We start from the raw sequence: 23172 nt of genomic DNA, 5'->3' as shown, positions 1-23172 counted from the left end.
GGAATGGCGGCTTTAACGTTTGAAGACCGATTGCGGACGTTCAGCCCGACGGGACCAAAGTCTGCTCCCAGGTCTAGCCGCTCCCCGTCTCAATGGCATCCCGGATCGCCCGGTGGATCTGCGTCGCCAGTCGCGGGTGGCGGGGCAGCCACAGGGTGGACATTTCAGCCCACATGGAAAATGATCATCTTGCCATGCACAACACTGCAGTGCTCTGATTTCGACGAGTAGCCTGAACGTAGAAGCGGATCAACCGGCCTCCGGGTCCAGCGAGCGGGGACGCAAATGGACACCCTAGAGAATGGGCAATTGCATCGCGACGCGGGCGGGCGAGCCCGTCGATCGGCCGACTGGCTTGCCCGCGCCGCCGTATCGGCGACATTCCTGCTCGGCATGGCTTTCAGCACTGCGTTTGCGCAGGACCAGCAGCTACCCGTGGTGACGGCGGCCAAGCCGGTGGTCCGTGAAATCGTCGAAGACGACGAGTTCGTCGGGCGCTTCGAAGCCGTCGACCAGGTCGCCATCCGTTCGCGCGTCAGCGGCTATCTGGACAAGGTCAGCTTCCACGACGGCGCACTGGTCAACAAGGGAGACCTGCTCTTCACCATCGACCAGCGTCCGTACCAGGCGGCTTATGATGCCGCCAAGTCGCAAGTGAACGTCGCCAAGAGTCTGCTCGAATTCTCCAAGATGCAGCTGGATCGCGCCGACGAACTCGCCAAGACCGGCAATATCTCAACCGCGACGCTCGACGACCGCCGGCGGGAATACCTTTCGGCGCAGGCGCAGATGCAGGGCGCGACAGCTGCGCTGACGACGGCTAGCCTGAACATGGAATTCACCGAGATCAAGGCGCCCTTGTCCGGCCGCATCGACCGCCGGCTGGTGTCGGTCGGCAACCTCGTGCAGCCGGATTCCACCTTGCTGACGACCATCGTTACGCGCGATCCGATTGACTTCTATTTCGACGTCGATGAGCGCCTGTATTTCAGCTACGCCCGCGACGCGAAGGAGCGCGGCGGCAGCATGCAGGAAGGCGCCGGCGGGCTCGAGGTGGTGGTTCGCGTCGCCGACCGCGCGGAGCGGGTATTCAAAGGCAAGCTCGATTTTGCCGAGAACCGGATCGACAACGCGACCGGCACCATGCGGGTGCGTGCAAGGTTTCCCAACACCGACGGCATTCTCCAGCCAGGCATGTTCGGGCGCATCAACGTGCCGGGGTCGCTGCCGCATAGCGGCGTGCTGGTGCCCGACGAGGCGATCGGCGCCGATCAGGATCGCCGCATCGTGTTCCTGGTGGATGAGGCCGGGATGGTGTCGGCGAAGCCCGTGCGCACCGGCCCGCTTCTCGACGGCTACCGGGTGATCCGCGGGGGCCTGACCGGCGACGAGACGATCATCGTCAACGGGCTGATGCACGCCAGGCCCGGCACCAAGGTGAAGGTCGAGATGGTGACGTTGCCGCCCAAGGCCGAGATCGCCGAGTTGCAGCAATGAGGTTCGCACATTTCTTCGTCGACCGTCCGATCTTCGCATCGGTCGTTTCGGTCGTCCTGCTGATCCTCGGCGGGATTGCTTACACCCAGCTGCCGGTCGCGCAATATCCCGAGATCGCGCCGCCGACCATCGTCGTTCGCGCGCAGTATCCGGGCGCCGACGCCGAGACGGTCGCAGCGACGGTGGCAACGCCGATCGAGCAGGAGATCAACGGCGTCGAGGGCATGCTCTACATGTCGTCCTATTCGTCGGGCGACGGGGCGATGGCGCTGACCATCACATTCAAGCTGGGCACCGATCTCGACCAGGCGCAGGTGCTGGTGCAGAACCGCGTGTCGGTCGCCGAGCCGCGGCTGCCCGAAGAAGTCCGACGCCTCGGCATCACCACCACCAAGAGCTCGCCCGACCTGATGATGGTCGTGCACATGCTGTCGCCCGACAATACCTACGACCAGCTCTACGTCTCGAACTACGCCCGCTCGCGGGTGCGCGACATACTGCTCAGACTCGACGGCGTAGGCGACCTCATCATCTTCGGCGAGCGCGAATATTCGCTGCGCATTTGGCTCGATCCGGAAAAACTGTCCGCCCTGGGGATGACCTCGGGCGATGTGGTGCAGGCGCTGCGCGACCAGAACGTCCAGGTGTCGGGTGGCTCGATCGGCGCGCCGCCGACCAGCACCGGCACGGCGTTCCAGTACACGGTCACCACGCAAGGCCGCTTCAACGACGCACGCGACTTCCGATACGTGATCGTCAAATCGGCCGCCGACGGCCGCCTGATCTCGCTGCAGGACGTGGCGCGCATCGAGCTCGGCGCCAAGGATTACGTCACCAACTCCTATCTCAACGGCAAACCGGCGGTGGCGCTCGCCATCTTCCAGCGGCCGGGCACCAATGCGCTCGCCGCAGCCGCGGAGATCCAGGACAAGATGAAGGAGCTTTCCCGCGACTTCCCGAAGGGGCTGAGCTACGACATCGTCTACAATCCGACCGAGTTCGTCGCCGAGTCGATCCAGGAGGTCTACAAGACAATCCTCGAGGCGATGCTGCTGGTCATCATCGTCATTATCGTCTTCCTGCAATCGTGGCGCATGGCGATCGTGCCGATCGTGGCGATCCCCGTGTCGCTGATCGGCACGCTGGCGGTGCTTTACGCCGCCGGCTTCTCGCTCAACATGCTGACGCTGTTCGGCCTCGTTCTGGCGATCGGCATCGTCGTCGACGATGCGATCGTCGTGGTCGAGAACGTCGAGCGCAATATCGCCCGAGGGCTGGCGCCCAATCCGGCGTCGCACCTGACCATGGACGAAGTCGGAACCGCGGTCATCGCGATCTCGCTGGTGCTGATAGCCGTGTTCGTACCGACAGCCTTCATCCCCGGCATTTCTGGGCAGTTTTACCTGCAGTTTGCGATCACCATCGCGGTGTCGACGGCGATCTCGGCATTCAATTCGCTGACGCTTTCGCCGGCGCTGGCCGCACTGCTGTTCAAGCCGCACCACGCCGCGGCGGCGCCGCCGCGCTTTTTCCTGGCGCGGTTCGGACGGGCGCTCGCCGACGGCTTCAATCGCGGCTTCGACAGGGTCGCCCACTGGTATTCGAGCATCATCCGCGTGCTGATCGGCTCGTGGATAACGATCGCCGCCATGCTGGCCGTTTTCGCGGGCCTCATCTACGCCACGGTCTACCTGGTGCAGGCGGTGCCGCGCGGTTTCATTCCGTCGCTTGACCAGGGCTATGCGATCGTCGTCGTCCAGTTGCCGGACGGCGCTTCGCTGTCGAGGACCGATGCGGTCATCCAGCAGGCGTCGCAGATCATCCAGAAAACGCCAGGCGTCGACTACGCAGTCGCCTTCGCCGGCTTCTCCGGCGCGACCTTCACCAACGCCAGCAATGCGGGCGTGATCTTCGCCAGGTTCAAGCCGTTTGACGAGCGACTGAAAGCCGACCAGTCGGCAACCCAGGTCATCGGCAATCTGTTCGGCAGCCTGCAAAGCATCAAGGAAGCCTTCATTATCGCACTGCCGCCGCCGCCGATCCGCGGCGTCGGCAATGCCGGCGGCTTCAAGCTGCAGATCCAGGAGCGCAACAGCGCCGACATGCGACAGGTCCTGGCGCTTGCCTACGAAATCGCCGGCAAGGCCAACAAGACGCCGGGGCTGACGGGCGTGTTTACCACCTTCTCCGCGTCGAGCCCGCAATTCTTCCTGGCGATCGATCGCGACAAGGCGCGCATCCTGAACGTGCCTATCCCCAACATCTTCGAGACGCTGTCGATCAATTTGGGCACCGCCTACGTCAACGACTTCAACGCTTTCGGGCGCGTCTACCAGGTGCGGGCGCAGGCCGACCAGGCGTTCCGCATAGATCGCGCCGACATCTTGAAACTGAAGGTGCGCTCGGCGACCGGCGCGCTGGTTCCGCTCGGCACGTTGGTCGAGATCCGCGACGCCACCGGCCCGGCGTTGGTCCAGCGCTACAACATGTACGTCTCGGTGCCGCTGCAGGGCAACGCCGCGCCCGGCGTTTCCACAGGCGACGCGCTGGCATTGATGGAAGGGATCACGGCAAAGACGCTGCCGGCCGGTACCTCCTATGAATGGACCGAGCTCGCCTATCAGGAGCGCAACACAGGCAATGCCGCTCTCTATATCTTCGGACTTTCGGTGCTGTTCGTGTTCCTGGCGCTGGCGGCGCAATATGAAAGCTTGGTGCTGCCGTTCGCCATTGTGCTGGTGGTGCCGCTCGGCGTGCTCGCGGCGTTGCTCGGCGTGTCGTTCCGAGGGCTGGACAACAACATCCTCGTGCAGATCGGCCTCATCGTGCTAATCGGGCTTGCCGCCAAGAACGCGATCCTGATCGTCGAATTCGCGCGGCAGGCGCAGGAACGCGGGCTGTCGGCCGCCGAGGCTGCCGTCGAAGCCTGCCGGCTCAGGCTGCGGCCGATCCTGATGACCGCCTTCTCGTTCATCCTCGGCGTCGTGCCGCTGATGATCGCAACGGGCCCGGGCGCAGAAATGCGCCAGTCGCTCGGCACCGCGGTATTCTCCGGCATGCTCGGCGTCACCTTCGTCGGCCTTTTCCTGACGCCGGTGTTCTACGTCACGCTCAGGTCGCTGTTTTCGCGGCGCAAGCCCCGTGCCGAGGCCGAGCCTTCGGGGCCGGCAGGGGCGCCAGCGGAGACGGCCGCCGAGTAGGTTACGAATTCGCCGCGTCGGGCAGGGCTTACCACTCCAGAAAATCGGCGCGGCGCGGCAACGGCCACGATCTGCGCGACTTCGGCGTCGAGGTACAGCGGAGACTCTTGCTCGCTCTGAGCCAGCAATCCAGCCCAACAGCCGCATCCAGCGAGACGATGCCGGGCGGCGAGGCCAATGCGATCTTCTATCTGGTCGGCCAGGCGGGGCTTAAGGGCGCAACCGCGACCTCCGGCGTCCTCGCTTGCGGTGTCTGCTTTCAGAACGCGGACAAGCTAATCTCAATGGCCGAGATTGCGGCGCAGAGCAGATGGTCGGCTTTCAAACCCGGAGCGACAAGAGCAGACCTTTGTTCGGCGCAAGTGTCGTCCTGACGTGACGCGACGCGGTCTTCCGTTGCGAGCGCCGCTGGCTGGAGCTGCGTTAAGTCGGTCGGAGGCCAATGGTATTTTCAATGGAACGCTAATATACATGGAAACCCCAACGAGCAGCGCCTGCCAGATACTTGAGGAATGCCATGCGAAGGCTCATCTTCACGGCGATGTGTATCGCTGCCGCAACAGCCGCTAACGCCCATGATTGGTACGAAGACAAGATTGACCCGCAGACCAAATTCAAGTGCTGCGGCGGTTCAGATTGCCGCGCCATACCTCGGTCTTCGGTGCGGTCCAGGGTAGACGGCGGCTACACTTACTTGCCGCATAATTTCACCATCCCACGGGACCGTGTCCAGGAATCCCCGGACGGTCAATACCACATATGCGAAAATAAATATGCTGTAACCAATCAGCTGTATTGGCGTTGCTTCTTCGCACCTCGTGTAGATGTATCTATACTTCTAAAGCATTAATCGGTCGCCGCTTCCGCAATTCACTTCCGCAAGGCGCTAGTCCATTAATTCTGTTGGACTTTCTTCAAAAATTGCCGAAGCTCAAGCGCGCGACTGCCCCAGGGATTTTATGACTACGCCGCGGCTATCTAGAGCCTGCCCGCCCTGGGTGTAACTCTATTGGGCCCGGCCCGGGTGACTTCTGGGCGCGCTCCGCAATTCGGTGACAGTCCAGATTTTATCGTGTCGGCGCGGCCGTGGTTGTGTAGATTGGCTACGTGGCCCGCCTTGCACGCATTGTCGTCCCAAGTCCACTCGCCACGTGACGCAAACGCAGTAACGGCTGGCGATTTCGACCACGATGGACAGGCAAGCGACAGGGGATAACTGGCGCGGGATCATCAGCACGGTTCATGCGGGAGCGGCATTCGCCGGATGCGGCAGCTGCGGCTGAAGTCTCGAATTTGACGCATCAGCACTTGCAAATCGTCGGCCGAGGTCTTTTGCTCGCGCGATAGTTGCCCTTGACCGTTGAATGGTTGGCGAACAGATGAACAAGATCGATCGACGGCGGCCAGAGTCAGAAACGGACGCCACCGTAAATGCCGCGAGACTTGGAACTCGGCTGCGTCTCGCCCGCCAGACACGCGGCATGACGCTGAAGACGCTGGCCGCGGCTGCGAATTGCTCGGAAAGCCTGCTGTCCAAGATCGAGAACGGTAAGGCTTCGCCGTCCCTGCCCATGCTTCACCGTCTGGTCGAGGTTCTCGACACCAACATTGGCTGGATGTTCGAGCAAGTCGACGACGACGAGGCGATCGTATTCCGGGCGGGCGCAAGGCCTTTGATTGCGCTCGACGCGCTACGGCGCGGCGAAGGAATTTCGCTCGAACGCATCATTCCATATTCGCCTGGCCACCTCTTACAATGCAACATCCATCACATCGAGGCGGAGGGCTCGAGCGAAGGTCCGATCCAGCATTCCGGCGAGGAAGTCGGCTATGTGCTCGCCGGGCGGATCGAACTGATCGTCGATGGCAAGAGCCATGCTCTCGCCACGGGCGATGCCTTCGTGTTCAGGTCGGAGCTGCCGCATCATTACCGCAACATCGGCGAGGAACGCGCCAGCATTTTCTGGGTCAATACGCCGGCGACTTTCTGAGCAACGCTCGGCGTTCATTTGGATTGACAAATATTCAAGTCTCTTGAATGCTTGCTTCGTGCCTGTAGCACCAACGGGACCGGCCTAGGTCTGGTCCGCAAGCAAGGGGAACCGAAATGCGTCTGTTCAAACTTCTCGCCGGCTGTGCCGCCGCCGTTGCCATGGGCTCGGCAGCCATGGGCTCGGCGCTTGCCGATACGTTCGCTCTCGTCAACATCAACCAGCAGGCCCTGTTCTTCAACCAGATCAACGAGGGCGCGCAAAAGGCAGCCGACGCCGCCGGCGCCAAGCTGGTCATCTTCAACGCGAATAATGTGCCGAGCGCGCAGAACGACGCGATCGAGAACTACATCACGCAGAAAGTCGACGGCATCATTCTAGTCGCCATCGACGTCAACGGCGTCAAGCCTGCGATCACCGCAGCCAAGGCGGCCGGCATTCCCGTCATAGCCATCGACGCGCAGATCCCCGACGGCGACAATATTTCGTTCATCGGCGTCGACAACACCAAGGCCGGCGAGGACATCGGCAAATTCTACGCCGACTATGTGAAGACCGAGATGGGGGGCAAGGCCAAGATCGGTATCGTCGGCGCACTCAATTCATTCATCCAGAACCAGCGGCTCGACGGCTTCAAGAAGGCGGTGACCGAAAGCGGCCAGGCCGTCACCTTCCTCGACACGGTCGACGGCCAGAACGTTCAGGAGACCGCGTTGAGCGCTTCGGAAAACCTGATGACTGCCAATCCGGACATGAACTCGCTCTATGCAACCGGCGAACCAGCCTTGCTCGGCGCAGTTTCGGCCGTGACCAGCCAGGGCCGCACTGGCGACGTCAAGGTGTTCGGCTGGGATCTGACCAAGCAGGCCGTTCAGGGCATCGACGACGGCTGGGTGGTCGCGGTCGTGCAGCAGGATCCGGCAGGCGAAGGCAAGGCTGCGGTCGAAGCGCTGGGCAAGCTCAAGAAGGGCGAGAAAATCGATCCGATCATCAACATCCCGGTGACGATCGTGACCAAGAAGAATGTCGACCAATACCGCGCGATGTTCAAGTAAACTGCGTTGGCGACCGGGCCGCGGCGCCGTCTGAGGCTGCGCCGCGGATGACTTGCAATCGCGTGGAATCCCAGATGAGCAGTGGCCAGACCTATCGGGTGCGGATGAGCGGCATCTCAAAGCGCTACAACGCCATCCAGACGCTCGATGACGTATCGCTGACGCTGAAGCCGGGCGAGGTGCTGGGGCTGGTCGGCGACAATGGCGCCGGCAAATCGACATTGAGCAAGGTGCTGTCGGGAGCCGTAGTTCCCGACGCCGGCACCATCGAGATCGACGGCAAGCCGGTGATCTTCAACTCGCCGGCGGACGCGCGTGCGGCGCGCGTCGAGATGGTCTACCAGGACCTGTCGCTGTGCGACACGGTCGACGTCGCCGGCAATCTGTTTCTCGGCCGCGAGCCGCGTCGCCGCATCGCAGGTATTTCCTTTCTCGACAAGAAGCGCATGCATGAAGAGACCCGCCAGATGCTCGATCGGCTCGGTATCGTCATTGCCGACACGCGACTCAAGGTCGAAAACCTCTCCGGCGGGCAGCGCCAGTCGATCGCGATCGGCCGTGCCGCCTCGTTCGAGCCGGCCGTGCTGATCATGGACGAGCCGACGGCAGCGCTTGCCGTGGCCGAAGTCGAGGCGGTGCTCGAACTGATCCGTGCGGTCAGTGCGCGCGGTGTCAGCGTCATCCTGATCACCCACCGGCTGCAGGATCTGTTCCTCGTCTGCGACCGCATCCAGGTCATGTACGAGGGGCGCAACGTAGCCGAGCGGCTGATCGGCGAGACCAACATCGAGGACGTGGTCAATCTGATCGTCGGCCGCAAGTTCAATGCGCGTTCCGCCACCAACGGCTACCGCGGTGGAGCGCCGGCATGAGCGACGCGATCCACGCCGCCCAGCCCTCACGAGTGCGCAAGGGCACCTGGCGCGATGCGCTCCTGGCCAATGGCAGTGTCGTCTCGATCGCGCTGTTCTTTCTGGTCGTCTGCATCATCTTCTCGGTTGCGACCGACGCGTTTCTGACATCGCCCAATCTGTTGAACATCCTGCGGCAGTCGGCGCCGCTGCTGATCGTTGCCGCGGCAATGACTTTCGTCATCACCACCGGCGGCATCGATCTTTCGGTCGGCTCCGTGCTGGCGCTGGTGGCGACGCTGTCGGCGACACTTTTGCAGTTTGGCCTGCCGTGGCCAGTCGTTATCCTCGTCATGCTCGCGCTCGGTGCCCTGCTTGGCGCGGTGCAGGGCTACTTCGTCGCCTATGAGGGCATCCCGTCCTTCATCGTCACGCTTGCCGGGCTTTCGGTGATCCGGGGCGTGGCGCTGCTGATCACCGGCGGCTATTCCATCCCGATCGAGCCCGGAAGCGCTTTCACCGTGCTGGGCCGCGCCTGGTTCCTTGGCGTGCCGGTGCCGGCGCTGATCGCGCTGGCGATCCTGGCGATCGCCTATCTCGCCTTCAACGAGACGCCGTTCGGCCGCTATGTCACCGGCATCGGCGCCAACGCCGAGGCGGTGCGGCGTGCCGGCGTCAACACGCGGCAGACGACGCTCTTCGTCTATGTGATTTCCGCCACCGCGGCGGCCCTTGCCGGCATCATCATTGCTGCCCGGCTCGGATCGGGATCTTCAAATGCCGGACAGGGTTTCGAGCTGGAAGTCATCGCCGCCGTCGTGCTCGGCGGCACCAGCCTGTTCGGCGGCCGTGGAACGATCATCGGCACGGTGCTCGGCGCGCTGACCGTCGCCGTCATCGGCAACGGCCTGATCCTGGCGCATCTGTCGCCCTTCCTGACGCCGATCGTCACCGGAACGATCATCCTGATCGCCATCTGGCTGAACTTCCGCCTGTTCCGCGGCGCCGTGCGGAGCCGTTGAGCCGATGAGTGGTCTGTTCGATGACGCAGCGCCCAGGCAGCGGTTGCCAATCGGGGTCGAAACCGGCCAAGTGATGACCGTGCTCGGCCCGGTTCCGGTCGAGGAGATGGGGATAACGCTGATGCACGAGCACATATTGCTCGACGGCGCGCGCAGCTGGAAATGCCCCTGCCATCCCGATGACATGGCGATCGCCGAGCAGCCGGTGAACATCGAGATCATCGGCGAATTGCGCATGAACCCTTACGTCAACCGCGACAATGTCTCGCTCGACGACGCCGACCTGGCGCTGTCGGAACTGCAGCGCTATCGCGCGCTGGGCGGCCACACCGTCGTCGACGCCACCAACATCGGCATCGGCCGTGACCCCGAAAAGCTCGCCCGCATCAGCCGCATGTCCGGCCTCAAGATCGTCATGGGCACCGGTTTCTATCTCGAGCATACCCATCCCGAATGGCTGAAGGCCATGGATGTCGACGCCGTGACCGAGTTCATCGTCAACGATGTCGGCGGCGGCGAGACGCAGCCGCCGATCATGGCCGGGCTGATCGGCGAGGTCGGCGTCAGCAAGGATTTCACCGCCGAGGAACGCAAGTCGCTGCGAGCTTCGGCGCGCGCCTCGCGTATCACCGGCGTGCCGCTGTCGATCCATCTGCCTGGCTGGGAGCGGCTGGCGCACGACGTGCTCGATATCGTCGAGGCCGAGGGCGCCGATCTTCGCCACACGGTGCTCTGCCACATGAACCCGAGCCACGACGATCCCGATTACCAGAAAAGCCTCGCCCGGCGCGGCGCGTTCCTCGAATACGACATGATCGGCATGGACTATTATTATGCCGACCAGGACGCGCAATCGCCCTCCGACGAGGAGAATGCACGCGCCATCGCCGCCCTTGTCGAGGCCGGCTTCGGCGACCGCCTGCTATTGTCGCAGGATGTGTTCCTCAAGATCATGCTGACGCGCTTCGGCGGCTTCGGCTATGGCTATATCCTGAAGCATTTCATACCGCGTCTGAAACGCCACGGCGTCGAGCAGGCGGCCATCGACCGCATGCTGATCGCCAATCCGAAAAGCGTATTCGCGCGGCTCTAAGCGGCCTGGAACTACACGGGAGTTCAAATGTCCAAGAAGAAGATCCTGCTTGCCGGCGAATCCTGGGTGTCGACCGCGACCCACATCAAGGGTTTCGACCAGTTCCCGACTGTCACCTATCACACCGGCGCCGACGAATTGCTGGGCGCGCTCAAGGCGACCGATTTCGACGTCACCTTCATGCCGGCGCATGAGGCGCAGCGTGGCTTTCCTCAGACGATGGAGGCGCTGTCGGCCTATGACGCGGTCGTGCTCTCCGACATTGGCGCCAACACCCTGCTGCTGCATCCCGACACCTGGGTCCACTCCAAGCCGACGCCGAACCGCCTGCGCCTGCTCCGCGATTACGTCAGCGACGGCGGCGGTCTGTTGATGTTCGGCGGTTATTACAGCTTCCAGGGCATCAATGGCGGCGCGCGCTACCGCAAGACGCCGATCGAGGACGTGCTGCCGGTGAACTGCCTGGCCTACGACGACCGCGTCGAGGTTCCCGAAGGCTTTGCCCCGGTGCCGAAACCAGGGTCGACACATCCTATCCTCAGGGGCCTCGGTTCGGACTGGCCGATCCTGCTCGGCTTCAACGAGGTGACACTGAAGGACGATGTGGAAGTTCTGGCCAGCGTATCGTCGGATTATGGTTCGCTGCCGCTGCTTGTCACCGGCCATTACGGCAAGGGCCGCACCGTGGCCTGGACATCCGATGTCGGGCCGCATTGGCTGCCGCCGCAGTTCATCGCCTGGCCAGGCTACAAGACCCTGTTCGAACAGATGCTGGGTTGGGCGACCGGCGAGAGCTGAGCCATGCATGTCCACGTCGTCGGCAATGCCTGCATCGATACCATGTTTCGCGTCGGCCGCCTCCCTGCCGCGGGCGAGACTTTGAATGCCGTGAGCCATGCCGACGGGCTCGGCGGCAAGGGTGCCAACCAGGCGGTCGCAGCAGCGCGGACTGGTGCAGAGGTGACGTTCTGGACGGCGCTCGGCAAGGACCGCGAAGGCACATGGATCAGGAGCCGCCTCAACAGCGAACTGTCAGACCTCGAGGTCAGCGAATTCGAGCTGCCGAGCGACCGCTCGACCATCGTCGTCGATCGAGGCGGCGAGAATTTCATTGTCAGCGGCGTTGCCTGCAGCGACGCGTTCGATCCGGTGGCGCAAACAGCACTTGTCCGCTGGATCGCTCCCGGCGACATCCTCGTCTGCCAGGGAAATTTGCGTGCCGCCGCGACCGATGCCAGCCTCAGAGCAGCAAAGGAAAACGGCGCACGCACCGTTCTCAACGCCAGCCCGATCGATGCGGCATCCGTTCCCGATCTTGGCCTGGCGGAGTTTTTGGTTGTCAACCAATCCGAGGCGAAAACCCTGACCGGCCGGGATGACATGATAGCAGCCGCCGGCGCGCTGGTAGCCAAAGGTGCAGGCACCGTCGTCATCACGCTCGGCGCCGCAGGCTGTCTGGTGCTTGGCCCGGGCCAGGACGAGCCGCTTCGTTTGCCGGCGCCGCAGGTCGAGGCGCTCGACACCAGCGGCGCCGGCGATGTGTTCTGCGGCTGTCTCGCCGGCGGGCTTGCTCGGGGCATGTTGGTTACCTCGGCGCTGGAGCTTGCGCTGGCGGCCGCCGCAATCGCCGTGACACGGCCGGGCACGCTGGCATCCTGTCCTTCCGCCTCCGAGATGGCGGTGCTCATCGATCAAATGGAGCTCTCATGACCCAGATCGGCCAATCCGGCGGCGACGCACTCTTCCACCTTTTCGGCCGCACCAAGGTAGTGATCGGCGTCGTTCACCTGGCGCCCCTGCCCGGCGCGCCGCGCTATGACGGCGAGGCCGTGGAGGTGATCTACCAGCGCGGGCTCGATGACGCTAAAGCCTATCTCGACGGCGGCTGCGACGGCGTCATCGTCGAGAACCATGGCGACATCCCTTTCGCCAAGCCTGACGATATCGGGCCGGAGACGGCGGCCTATATGGCGGTCGTTTCCGACCGCATCCGCCGCGAGCTCGGCAGGCCGGTCGGCATCAACGTGCTGGCCAATGCCGCGATCCCGGCCTTGGCGATCGCCAGCGCTGCCGGCGCCGGTTTCGTCCGCGTCAATCAATGGGCGAACGCCTATGTCGCCAATGAGGGTTTTGTCGAGGGCGAGTCGGGCCGCGCAGCGCGCTATCGCGCCAGGCTGCGCGCCAACGGCATCCGCATCTTCGCCGATGCCCATGTCAAACACGGCGCACATGCCATCGTCGCCGACCGTCCGGTGGAGGAACTGGTCAAGGACCTGGTCTTCTTCGATGCCGATGCCATCATCGCCACCGGCCAGCGCACCGGCCACGCCGCGGATTTGGGCTACATAAGCATGATCAAGCAGGCCGCCGGCCTGCCGACGCTGGTCGGAAGCGGCGTGACGCCGGACAATGCCAACGATATCCTCGCCATTGTCGACGGGGTCATCATCGCCAGCGCGCTGAAGCACGACGGCGTCTGGTGGAACCAGGTCGACTCTGCTCGAGTAAAGGCGTTCATGGGTGGTCTGAAGCGATAGCTCACTTCAACCGCCTAGCCCACCGCTCGGGCCACCTCGGTCAGAGACGACGGACACCCAGGATACTGCGCGAACAGATCGTCGACGGTCAGCAATGTGACGCCTTCCACAATCGATTGAGCAATCAGGATCCGATCGAAGGGGTCCTTGTGGATGGGTGGAAGCCCCTCCACCGCAATGGCATGCTCGCCGGTCATTGGCAGCTCATGATAACCATTGTCTATCAGGCCCATAAAACTTAGTCTAATGGGCCCGATCTTCGAGTGTCTATCTCTCCGCCGATAGGATGGGATCCAATTGCCCATTCCCTCGACCAAAAGCCGTGGCCGATCTTCGCGCTGGGCGCAGGCCAATGGCGCAGTCGAGGCGATTGAAATGGGCAATGCCTGAAAACTGGGGCGTCGAGGCCTACGCTCTCGGCGCCCCGTATCGGCATCACCGCCGTCCTTCACAGGCAAGGCTCCGCGATGACCCACCGTCCGCACCTGCACGTGATCGTGCCGGGCGGCTTCGCCCGGCTCGATCGATGATAGTCGAGCGGCTACTAGGCCGGCAACGCGCCGGATCTCTTGGCCGTCCAGGTGGCGATATAGTCCATCAGGCCAGGATTGAGGCAATCATAAGGTTCTAGCCCGATCGACTTCAGCTGTGACCTTATGCCGTCCATGCGGCTCGGATCGACACCGGATTCAATGATCGACGAGACAAAGGCGGTGAAGCCCGGCGGCGACCAGCCATCCTCCTGGAAGCGTTCCGGATGGATGAAGGACAGCCCCTTGAAAGCGTGGTCGCGCTCGACCGGGCCGTGCATGTGGACGCCGCAGCCGGTGCAGGCATGGCGCAGGATCAGCGCGCCCGGATCGACCACCTTCAGCTTGTCGCCGTTTTCGGTCACCGTCACGTCGTTTGTACCGGCAACCGCCACGACCGAGAACAGCGCGCCTTCCGGCTTCCAGCATTTGGTGCAGCCGCAGGCATGGTTGTGGGCGATCTGGCCCTTGACCTTCACCTTGACCGGGTTGCTGGTGCAGGCGCAGACCAGCGTGCCGCCGGCAAAGTCAGGCTTTTCCCGTGGCAATCCATTGTCGATTTTAGGGTGCAGTTTCTCCGGCATTTTTGTCTCCTCCCGTGTTGAACATGTGCATTTTCGGCCGTTGGCTGGTTAGCCGGCGGCTTTCTCCTCCTCAGTAAACCACGACGCTCCTGATCGACTTGCCTTCATGCATCAGGTCAAAGCCCTTGTTGATGTCCTCGAGCTTCAGCGTGTGGGTGATCATCGGATCGATCTCGATCTTGCCGGCCATGTACCAGTCGACGATCTTCGGCACGTCGGTGCGGCCGCGCGCGCCGCCGAAGGCGGTGCCCATCCAGGTGCGGCCGGTGACCAGCTGGAACGGCCGCGTCGAGATCTCCTGGCCGGCGCCGGCAACGCCGATGATGACCGACTTGCCCCAGCCGCGATGCGACGCTTCAAGCGCCTGGCGCATGACCTTGGTGTTGCCGGTGCAGTCGAAGGTGTAGTCGGCGCCGCCGATCTGGTCGGCGCCGCGCTTGGTCATGTTGACGAGATGGGCCACGATGTCGCCGTCGATCTCCTTCGGATTGACGAAATGCGTCATGCCGAACTTCTCGCCCCATTCTCGTCTGTCGTTGTTCACATCGACGCCGATGATCATGTCGGCGCCGGCAAGGCGCAGGCCCTGGATGACGTTGAGGCCGATGCCGCCGAGGCCGAAGACGATCGCCGTCGCGCCTTGCTCGACCTTGGCCGTGTTGATCACAGCACCGATGCCGGTGGTGACGCCGCAGCCGATGTAGCAGATCTTGTCGAAGGGCGCGTCGGCATCGACCTTGGCCACCGCGATCTCGGGCAGCACGGTGAAGTTGGAAAAGGTCGAGCAGCCCATATAGTGGAACAGCCTGTCCTTGCCGATCGAGAAGCGCGAGGTGCCGTCGGGCATCAGGCCCTGTCCCTGCGTGGCACGGATGGCGGTGCACAGATTGGTCTTGCGCGACAGGCAGGACGGGCACTGCCGGCATTCCGGCGTATAGAGCGGGATGACATGGTCGCCCTTCCTGACCGAGGTGACGCCCTTGCCGACGTCGACGACGATGCCGGCGCCCTCATGGCCGAGGATCGCCGGAAACAGGCCTTCGGGGTCGGCGCCCGACAGCGTGAACTCGTCGGTGTGGCAGATGCCGGTTGCCTTGATCTCGACCAGCACCTCGCCATCGCGAGGACCCTCGAGGTCGACCTCCATGATCTCCAGCGGCTTTCCGGCGGCGACGGCGACAGCGGCGCGCGTTTTCATCAGGCAATCCTCCCAAGACAACCCATAGAGTTTCACATTCGGCATTGCTGCGGATCATCTCGGAGTCGAAGACCGCAACACGCTCATTCACCGCCGTATTCCCACGAAAAGGCATAGGACTAAAGCAGACACGCAAGTCCACTTGCAGGGCTTTGATAAATCTTGTGGGGTCCGCTAAGCTCATTGCGGGCACCTTGAATTCGCGCTGGTCCGGGAACAATCGGACTTTAGTGCAAGAACAGGCAGTTTTATCGATGACGAGCGCGGTGCCAGGCACACTCGCGGCCTTTTTGTACCTATTTTTCCAGACCGCCGACATTGCGGACGTGATGGCCCAGGAAGTGATGGGCAAGCAACCGGTCGCAACCGACAGGCCGGAAAGAAAGATAACCGAAATCAGAATAGGTTATTTGCGGGCCTACGCGCCGCAACTGGCGCTTTCCCTGCTGGACCTGCCGCCACGCGACCAAGGTGTTGCCGGCGCCAATGTGGCGATCGGCGACAACAATACGACAGGAAAGTTCCTCAGCCAGAAATTCAGCCTCGACATAACCGAGATCAAGCCGGACGCCGACGCGGTACAAGCCTTCAACGATCTGATTGCCAAAGGTGACCGCTATGTTGTCGCGGACCTCTCGGCTAGGCAATTGCTGTCGATCGCAGACATCGCCCGCGACAAGGGCGTTCTGGTCTTCAATGTCGGTGCCACCGACGACAGCCTGCGCGAGGAAGACTGCCGCATAAATATTTTCCATATCGCGCCGACGCGAAGCATGCTGGCTGACGCGCTGGCCCAGTATCTCGTGGTAAAGAAATGGCCGAATTGGGTGCTGCTCTACGGTTCGCATGAGCAGGATCATCTCTACGCGGACGCGTTGCGCCGCGCGGCGGCCCGCTTCGGCGGTCAGATCGTCGCCGAGAAGGAGTTCAAAGACACCGGCACGGCGCGCCGCACCGACACCGGCGCCACGCAGATACAGCAGCAGATTTCCGTGTTCACGCAGGATCTGCCGGAGCATGACGTGGTGCTTGTCGCCGATGAGAGCGAGGTGTTCGGAACTTATGTGCCCTACCGCACCTGGACACCGCGGCTGGTCGCCGGCACGGCGGGCCTTGTCGCGTCGTCCTGGCATCCCGCGAGCGAGCAATGGGGCGGCATCCAGATGCAGAGCCGTTTCCTGAGGACGACCGGTCGGCGAATGCTGTCCAAGGACATGTCGGCCTGGACGGCGGTGCGGGTGGTGGGCGAAGCCAGCACGCGGACCAATGGCGACGATCCGAAGAAGATCGGCGACTACATCCGCTCGGACGATTTCTCGGTCGCCGCCTTCAAGGGACAGAAGCTGACCTTCCGCAAGTGGAACCATCAGCTTCGCCAGCCAATCCTGCTCGGCGACACCAAATCCGTCATCTCGACATCGCCACAGGAGGGTTATCTCCACCAAATCTCCGAGCTCGATACGCTCGGTATCGATCAGCCGGAAACGAAATGCGTACTTAAGTAGAACCAATCGGGAGGAATCTTCGTGCAGAGACGAGCTTGCGCACTCGCCATTCTCGCAACCGGCGTCATGGCCAATCCGGCGTGGGCTTACACCGTTTATGTCTCCAACGAGAAAGACAATACGATAACGGTCGTCGACACGGCGACGATGCAAGTGGTGAAGACCGTCGAAGTCGGCCAGAGGCCGCGCGGTATCACCATCTCGCATGACGGCAAGTTCATCTATTTGTGCGCCAGCGATGACGATACGATCGAAATCATCGATAGCGAGACGCTGCAAATTGTGGGCACGCTGCCATCCGGCCCGGATCCCGAACTGTTCGTGCTTTCGCCCGACGGGACCACGCTCTACGTCGCCAACGAGGACGACAATCTCGTCACCGCGATCAACATCGAGAGCAAGCAGGTCATGACCGAGATTCCCGTTGGGGTGGAGCCTGAAGGCATGGCTATCAGTCCCGATGGCAAAACCATGGTCAACACCTCCGAAACCACCAGCATGGCGCATTTTATCGACACCGACAGCCATGAGGTGACCGACAATGTCCTGGTCGACACGCGTCCGCGCTTTGCGCAATTCAAGCCCGACGGATCACAGATCTGGGTCAGCGCCGAAATCGGCGGCACCGTCAGCGTCATCGATAGTCTCAAGCGCGAGGTGGTGAAGAAGATCCAGTTCGCGATTGCGGGACTGCGGCCCGAAACCATCCAGCCGGTGGGCATCGCGATCAGCGCCGACGGCAAGAAAGCCTATGTCGCGCTCGGCCCGGCGAATCATGTCGCCGTCATCAATACCGAAACCTACGAGGTGGAAAAATACATCCTGGTCGGCCAGCGCGTCTGGCATCTCGACTTCACCCCCGATCAGAAGACGCTGATCACCACCAACGGCAATTCCAATGACATCACCTTCATCGACACGGCGACGGACGAGCCGGTTCAATCGGTTACGGTGGGCCAGCAGCCTTGGGGCGTGGCCATATCGCCCCACTAGACCGCAGCAATGATCAGGGAGGCCGACGTGATGAATATTTGCCGCGGGGATGTTGCACGTGCACTAGATAACCAGCGCGCCCCGAAGGAGCCAGCGGCATGCAGCATGTGAGGACAAGCGGAGCTGGAGACGAGGTGGCGGCGCTCGATGTTGCCGGCGTCAGCCATTCCTATGGTCCGAAGCGGGCGCTCAACGATGTCTCATTCTCGATCGCGCCGGGAACTTTCACCGTTCTGCTCGGCCTCAACGGCGCCGGCAAGACAACTTTGTTTTCACTGATCAGCCATCTTTACGGCACCCGCCGCGGATCGATCCGCATCTTCGGCCATGACGTCAGCCGCGCTTCGGGCGAAGCGCTCAGGCGTGTCGGCATCGTGTTCCAGGCACGCACGCTCGACCTCGACCTCAGCGTCCACCAGAACCTCTCCTACCACGCCTCATTGCATGGCATCGGCGGACACCATGCCCGGCAGCGCATTGCCGCGCTGCTGGATACAGTCAACATGCAGGGCCGTCAGCATGACAAGGCACGCAGTCTTTCCGGCGGCCAAATGCGGCGCATCGAGATCGCGCGGGCGCTGCTCCACCGCCCTTCCCTGCTGCTGCTCGACGAGGCGACGGTCGGTCTCGACATCCAGTCGCGTGCGGGCATTCTGGGCACCATCCGCAAGCTCGTCGAAACCGAGGGCATCGGCGTGCTGTGGGCGACGCATCTGATCGATGAGGTCGACGACGGCGACCATGTCGTCGTGCTGCGGCAGGGCGACCTGGTGGCCAAGGGTAAGGTGGCCGACGTCGTTGCGACGAGCGGTGCCAGTTCGATCCGCGACGCCTTTTCCAAGCTCAACCGCATCGAAACAAGCGGCATCGCGGAGATGTCGCCGTGAGCGCTCCCGCAATGCCCGCAAAAGTCGCGACCCTCACGCCGGTGAGTTTCGAACAATTTGGGCTCCGTCACTACCTCATTTGCCTCAAAGGGATCGTCGTGCGGGAGTGCCTGCGCTTCCTGCATCAGCGCGAGCGCTTCATTTCCTCGCTGGTTCGGCCGCTCGTCTGGCTGTTCATCTTTGCCGCCGGATTCCGGCAGGTGCTCGGCGTATCGATCATCCCGCCCTACAAGACCTACGTGCTCTACGAGGTCTACATCACGCCGGGCCTGTGCGGCATGATTCTGCTGTTTTCGGGCATGCAGTCTTCGCTGTCGATGGTCTATGACCGCGAAATGGGCAACATGCGCACCCTGCTGGTCAGCCCCTTCCCGCGTTGGTTTCTACTGATCTCGAAGATGCTCGCCGGTGTCGCCGTGTCGATCGCGCAGGTTTACGCGTTCCTTATCGTTGCCTGGTTCTGGGGCGTCAAGGCGCCGCCGCTTGGCTATCTCACCGTACTGCCTGCGCTGTTCCTGTCAGGCATGATGCTGTGCGCGCTCGGCATGCTTTTGTCCTCGATGATCAAGCAGCTCGAAAACTTCGCTGGCATCATGAACTTCGTCATCTTTCCCGGCTATTTCGCTTCTCCGGCACTCTATCCCTTGTGGCGTATCCAGGAGGCTAGCCCCCTGCTCTACAAGATCTGCCTCGCCAATCCTTTTACTTACGCCGTCGAACTGATCCGCTTCGCCTTCTACGGCCAGGTTGAGTGGCTGTCGCTAGCCGTCGTTGCCAGCTGCACGCTGCTGTTCCTTGCCGCCGCCATCATCGCCTACGACCCTTCGCGCGGCCTGATGACCCGCAAACAGGACACGGGAGGAAATACCTGATGGCACGAATGAGCCTTGTTCGCGGCCTGGCTCTGGTTGCCATGCTCGCGCCGGGCATCAACGCCATGGCGGCGAACCCCGATCCGGACTGGCCCTGCATGCAGCGCAAGGTGCCGCAACTCTCGCTCGGCCAGATCTGGAACGGACGGGACCTTCCTTCAGCGGCGAAGGACTGGTCGAAGGACCCCACCATCTCCGCCCTGATCGAGGAAGTGGCAGCTCGCCGGATGCCGATTGCGGAAGCTCAAAAGAAGATCAGGGATTTCGCGGCTTCCTTGCCGGCAGAACAGCTTGCACCCAAAATGGCGATGCTGGTGCAAGGCATGTTCGATCACCTGGACGCCGAGCGCTCGCAGGTGATTTCGGGCATTTCCCGCTACGCCCACAAGCAGCTCGAAATGGCCGCCGCGTTGCGCAAGGAAGGGTCCGATGTCGATGCGTTGCGGGCCAAGCCGGATGCAGATCCCGAAGAGATCGATCGGCGAACCGAAGAGCTGAAATTCGCAACGCGAATTTTCAATGAACGCGTCCAATCACTGACTTACGTCTGTGAAGTGCCGACGATAATCGAGCAGCGGCTTTATCAATTGTCCAAGGTCGTCTCGGAAGCGCTCGGCGCGAAGAAATAGAACCCCATTCGATCGTCGCGGCGGATATCACGAACCCCGGCCGGGCAGCACGCGCCAGCGCTGCACGAAATAACCGGGATGCGTCTCGATCCACTGAGCGACCAGCGGCTGCGCCTGCATGAACGCGGTCCCGGGATTCATCGCCAGGCCGTCCACCATCTGTTCGCGTTGTTCACAGGTCTGCGGCACAGCCGTCAGGCAGACCATCATAACGAGCGTGTAAAGCATTGCCCCTTGTCCCCATCGAATCCCGAACTCCATGCCGGGAGGTTTCCGTGATACCGACCCGTCTGCAGAGGTCGCACATACAGATCGCTTACGGGTGTGAAAGGACGTGGCCCCCGCTCTTTCGCGCCGCAACATAACATACCGCTAATCTAACGCCAACGACCGCAGGGCGTTCTCCAGAGCAATCGCGTCAGGTTGCGCCGCGCCAATGTGGTGACGATGGTCCAACGTCGATGATTCCGAGCTTCACGGTATTTCGTCGAGGTCATCAAACCGGCAGCCCGAGTTGCTTTCGCAGGCTGTTGTCGAATGCGGATGCGGGGACGAAACGGCGCAGGAAACTGACCTGGCGCGCCATTGTTCCAGCCGCATAGCGCCTCTTCGGAGCGGGATCGGTCGCAGCCGCCAAAACGGTCCTGGCCACCACTTCCGGCGCATCGCCTTTTTCCATCGCTTTGCGCACAGCTGCATTCATGCCGGCGCGCGCAGAGTCATAGATATCAAGCAACTGATCCGGCCTGGCGAGATTTTCTTCAAATGAGGTGCGGGTATAGGCGGGCTCCACCAAGACGACGCGAATACCGAAAGGACGCAGTTCGTGGTCGAGCGATTCGGAATAGCCTTCAACGGCATGCTTGGTCGACGAATAAAGCGCGAAATAGGGAGCTGGGATGAACCCCTGCACCGAGCTCAAATTGACGATTCTGCCCTTGCCTTGACGGCGCATTGTCGGCAGGACCGCTTTGGTTACTCGCATAATGCCAAAGACGTTCACGTCAAACAGCGACTTGGCCTGGGCCATCGAAGACTCCTCCGCGCCACCAAGCAGGCCAACGCCGGCATTGTTGACGAGCAGGTCGATGCGCCCGGTCTCGGCCAGCACGTCCTGTACAAGTTTCGCCACGGACGCGTCATCGGTCACGTCGCCGGTCAGCATGGTAATGCCGTCGGATCGTTCGGCGACTGCGCGACGGCTGGTTCCGAACACGCGAAAACCCGCGTTCTTCAGGGCTTTGGCCGTTGTGTGCCCGATGCCGCTGGATGCCCCGGTCACCAGGGCGACGCCTAGATTGGTCTTGTTCATGGAGGTCACATCCTTCTTCGTGTTTGGACCGGCGGGGGAGAAGCGCGAAAGGTCGGAGCGGAAGGCGTCAATCATGAGCGCCTCCGGTGCTCGCGCCGGCCAGATCATCCGTCCAGCGCCGGAACAGCGCACTGGCATTAACGCCTCCGAAGCCGAAGCCATTGGACATTGCGTAGTCCATCTCCATCGGCCGGGCCTGGTTTGCGACGAAGTCGATCCCGTCGCCGGCCGGATCGGGAGCGCTCAGATTGAGGCTCGGCGGTGCCATCTGATCCCTGAGCGCCAGGATAGCGAAGATAGCTCCGAGCCCGCCAGCGGCTCCGAGCAGGTGTCCGGTCGCCGATTTCGTTGCACTGACAGCTATCGCGAAATCGCGCCCGAACACGCTCTTGATCGCTTCGATCTCACCCAGGTCGCCCACCGGCGTGGAGGTCGCATGGGCATTGAGATGACGAACCTCGCGGGGCGAAATCCCTGCTTGGGCGATTGCGATCTCCATGGCCCGGCGCGCACCGTCGCCGTCCTCGGGACCGGAGGTGACGTGATGAGCATCGGCCGTCGTGCCGTAGCCGACAAGCTCGGCCAGCGGTCTTGCGCCGCGCGCCAGGGCGTGGCTCAATTCTTCGATGACCAGCATGCCGGCTCCTTCGCCATGACGAAGCCGTCCCGCGACTTGTCGAACGGTCGGGAGGCCTCATCCGGACGGTGATTAAAGGAGGTCGAAAGAGAGCGTGCCGCGGCAAACCCACCGAGGCTCACGATATTCATGCATGCTTCCGTCCCGCCGCACACGGCAATATCGGCTTCGTTGGCGCGAATTAGGCGAGCCGCATCGCCGATCGCCTGAATGGCGGCCGCGCACGCCGTCACCGGTGCACCGAGCGGACCTTTGAAGCCATAGCGGATCGAGATGTGGCCTGCCGCGAGGTTCACCAGGAACGACGGCACCGTAAAAGGTGATAGACGGCGGACGCCGCGTCGGTCGACCGTGCGCACCGCCTCGGTTATGGCCGGGAATCCGCCGACGCCCGAGGCGATGATCGTGGCCGTGCGCAAGCGACCTGCTTCCGAGACGGGTGCCCATCTTGCTTGGGCGAGTGCCTCTTGTGCAGCCGCCAGCGCAAAGAGAATGAACCGATCTACCTTGCGCTGATCCTTCGGCGGAAAGACGGCACCCGGATCGAAACCAGCATCCGAATCCTCGTCCAGCGAGGGAACCACCCCTCCGATCTTCGCCGGCAGGTCTCCCACCACATCATCCGGAAGCCTCCGGAGGCCCGAGCGGCCGGCCAGGAGACGCGACCAGGACGCTTCGACATCGGCAGCAAGAGGCGTGACCGCGCCCATGCCTGTTACAACAATCCGTCGCATCTATTTTCCTATCAGTTTGGGTGCGCCGCCGGCGCTACCACGCCG

General features: G+C 62.5%; 20 protein-coding genes and 2 pseudogenes. 16 read left to right on the top strand and 6 right to left on the bottom strand.

Going from position 1 to position 23172, the window contains the following annotated elements; all coding sequences use genetic code 11:
* The first annotated feature begins 393 nt into the window (after positions 1 to 393).
* From NKH50_RS23760 to NKH50_RS23715, 10 genes are all read left to right on the top strand, one after another.
* A complete protein-coding gene (locus NKH50_RS23760) occupies positions 394 to 1497 on the top strand; it encodes an efflux RND transporter periplasmic adaptor subunit (protein ID WP_352881407.1) in 1104 nt (367 codons plus the stop codon).
* Entirely contained in the window at positions 1494 to 4697 is a 3204-nt protein-coding gene (locus NKH50_RS23755) for an efflux RND transporter permease subunit (protein ID WP_352778854.1), read from the top strand. The genes NKH50_RS23760 and NKH50_RS23755 overlap by 4 nt, the downstream gene beginning before the upstream one ends.
* 1379 nt (positions 4698 to 6076) lie before the next feature.
* Positions 6077 to 6688: a cupin domain-containing protein gene (locus NKH50_RS23750; protein ID WP_352480706.1), complete on the top strand. Its 612-nt coding sequence runs from the start codon at positions 6077 to 6079 to the stop codon at positions 6686 to 6688.
* Between the two features lie 116 nt (positions 6689 to 6804).
* Complete coding sequence (locus NKH50_RS23745) at positions 6805 to 7743, top strand: ABC transporter substrate-binding protein (RefSeq protein ID WP_254819828.1); 939 nt, start codon at positions 6805 to 6807, stop codon at positions 7741 to 7743.
* 74 nt (positions 7744 to 7817) lie between these two features.
* A complete protein-coding gene (locus NKH50_RS23740) occupies positions 7818 to 8615 on the top strand; it encodes an ATP-binding cassette domain-containing protein (protein ID WP_352881313.1) in 798 nt (265 codons plus the stop codon).
* Positions 8612 to 9616, top strand: a complete 1005-nt coding sequence (locus NKH50_RS23735) for an ABC transporter permease (RefSeq protein WP_254819827.1) — start codon at positions 8612 to 8614, stop codon at positions 9614 to 9616. Before NKH50_RS23740 ends, NKH50_RS23735 begins: the two co-directional genes overlap by 4 nt.
* Positions 9617 to 9620: 4 nt before the next feature.
* The gene (locus tag NKH50_RS23730) at positions 9621 to 10709 is read left to right on the top strand and encodes a phosphotriesterase family protein (RefSeq protein ID WP_352881311.1); all 1089 of its coding nucleotides are present in this window, start codon (positions 9621 to 9623) and stop codon (positions 10707 to 10709) included.
* Between the two features lie 27 nt (positions 10710 to 10736).
* Complete coding sequence (locus NKH50_RS23725; RefSeq protein ID WP_352480709.1) at positions 10737 to 11507, top strand: glutamine amidotransferase; 771 nt, start codon at positions 10737 to 10739, stop codon at positions 11505 to 11507.
* Between the two features lie 3 nt (positions 11508 to 11510).
* Complete coding sequence (locus NKH50_RS23720) at positions 11511 to 12419, top strand: ribokinase (protein ID WP_352881309.1); 909 nt, start codon at positions 11511 to 11513, stop codon at positions 12417 to 12419.
* Positions 12416 to 13246, top strand: coding sequence for a BtpA/SgcQ family protein (locus NKH50_RS23715; protein WP_352706378.1), 831 nt, complete (start codon positions 12416 to 12418; stop codon positions 13244 to 13246). The genes NKH50_RS23720 and NKH50_RS23715 overlap by 4 nt, the downstream gene beginning before the upstream one ends.
* A gap of 14 nt (positions 13247 to 13260) precedes the next feature.
* Here NKH50_RS23715 and NKH50_RS23710 read toward each other — a convergent pair whose 3' ends face one another.
* Entirely contained in the window at positions 13261 to 13551 is a 291-nt protein-coding gene (locus NKH50_RS23710) for a type II toxin-antitoxin system VapC family toxin (protein ID WP_502906905.1), read from the bottom strand.
* 117 nt (positions 13552 to 13668) lie between these two features.
* Here NKH50_RS23710 and NKH50_RS23705 point away from each other — a divergent pair.
* A pseudogene (locus NKH50_RS23705) lies at positions 13669 to 13755 on the top strand (transposase); the annotation flags it as partial.
* 35 nt (positions 13756 to 13790) lie between these two features.
* Here the strand turns inward: NKH50_RS23705 and gfa are convergent.
* Positions 13791 to 14360, bottom strand: a complete 570-nt coding sequence (gene gfa, locus NKH50_RS23700; protein WP_352508734.1) for an S-(hydroxymethyl)glutathione synthase — start codon at positions 14358 to 14360, stop codon at positions 13791 to 13793.
* Between the two features lie 70 nt (positions 14361 to 14430).
* The gene (locus tag NKH50_RS23695; protein WP_352881307.1) at positions 14431 to 15558 is read right to left on the bottom strand and encodes an S-(hydroxymethyl)glutathione dehydrogenase/class III alcohol dehydrogenase; all 1128 of its coding nucleotides are present in this window, start codon (positions 15556 to 15558) and stop codon (positions 14431 to 14433) included.
* 344 nt (positions 15559 to 15902) lie between these two features.
* Here NKH50_RS23695 and NKH50_RS23690 point away from each other — a divergent pair, with 344 nt between their 5' ends.
* From NKH50_RS23690 to NKH50_RS23670, 5 genes are all read left to right on the top strand, one after another.
* Entirely contained in the window at positions 15903 to 17063 is a 1161-nt protein-coding gene (locus NKH50_RS23690) for an ABC transporter substrate-binding protein (RefSeq protein ID WP_502899791.1), read from the top strand.
* A 21-nt stretch (positions 17064 to 17084) separates the two neighbouring features.
* Entirely contained in the window at positions 17085 to 18056 is a 972-nt protein-coding gene (locus NKH50_RS23685; protein WP_352690147.1) for a YVTN family beta-propeller repeat protein, read from the top strand.
* Between the two features lie 98 nt (positions 18057 to 18154).
* Positions 18155 to 18943, top strand: coding sequence for a lanthanide ABC transporter ATP-binding protein PedB/LutE (locus tag NKH50_RS23680; protein WP_352690145.1), 789 nt, complete (start codon positions 18155 to 18157; stop codon positions 18941 to 18943).
* 11 nt (positions 18944 to 18954) lie between these two features.
* A complete protein-coding gene (locus NKH50_RS23675; RefSeq protein ID WP_352690156.1) occupies positions 18955 to 19815 on the top strand; it encodes a lanthanide ABC transporter permease protein PedC in 861 nt (286 codons plus the stop codon).
* Positions 19815 to 20444, top strand: a complete 630-nt coding sequence (locus tag NKH50_RS23670) for a hypothetical protein (protein ID WP_352690143.1) — start codon at positions 19815 to 19817, stop codon at positions 20442 to 20444. The genes NKH50_RS23675 and NKH50_RS23670 overlap by 1 nt, the downstream gene beginning before the upstream one ends.
* Positions 20445 to 20471: 27 nt before the next feature.
* Here NKH50_RS23670 and NKH50_RS23665 read toward each other — a convergent pair whose 3' ends face one another.
* From NKH50_RS23665 to fabF, 3 genes and pseudogenes are all read right to left on the bottom strand, one after another.
* A complete protein-coding gene (locus NKH50_RS23665; protein WP_352507759.1) occupies positions 20472 to 20672 on the bottom strand; it encodes a hypothetical protein in 201 nt (66 codons plus the stop codon).
* 268 nt (positions 20673 to 20940) lie between these two features.
* On the bottom strand, positions 20941 to 21756 hold the full coding sequence (locus tag NKH50_RS23660) for an oxidoreductase (protein ID WP_352702048.1): 816 nt from the start codon (positions 21754 to 21756) through the stop codon (positions 20941 to 20943).
* Positions 21757 to 21823: 67 nt separating this feature from the next.
* Positions 21824 to 23127 (bottom strand): annotated as a pseudogene (fabF, locus tag NKH50_RS23655) (beta-ketoacyl-ACP synthase II).
* Between the last annotated feature and the right edge of the window lie 45 nt (positions 23128 to 23172).

The organism is Mesorhizobium sp. M1027 (assembly GCF_040318745.1).
In the GTDB taxonomy this organism is placed as follows: domain Bacteria; phylum Pseudomonadota; class Alphaproteobacteria; order Rhizobiales; family Rhizobiaceae; genus Mesorhizobium.
The sequence above is the reverse complement of the archived record's forward strand: the minus strand, read 5'-3'. Positions and strand labels throughout refer to the sequence as shown.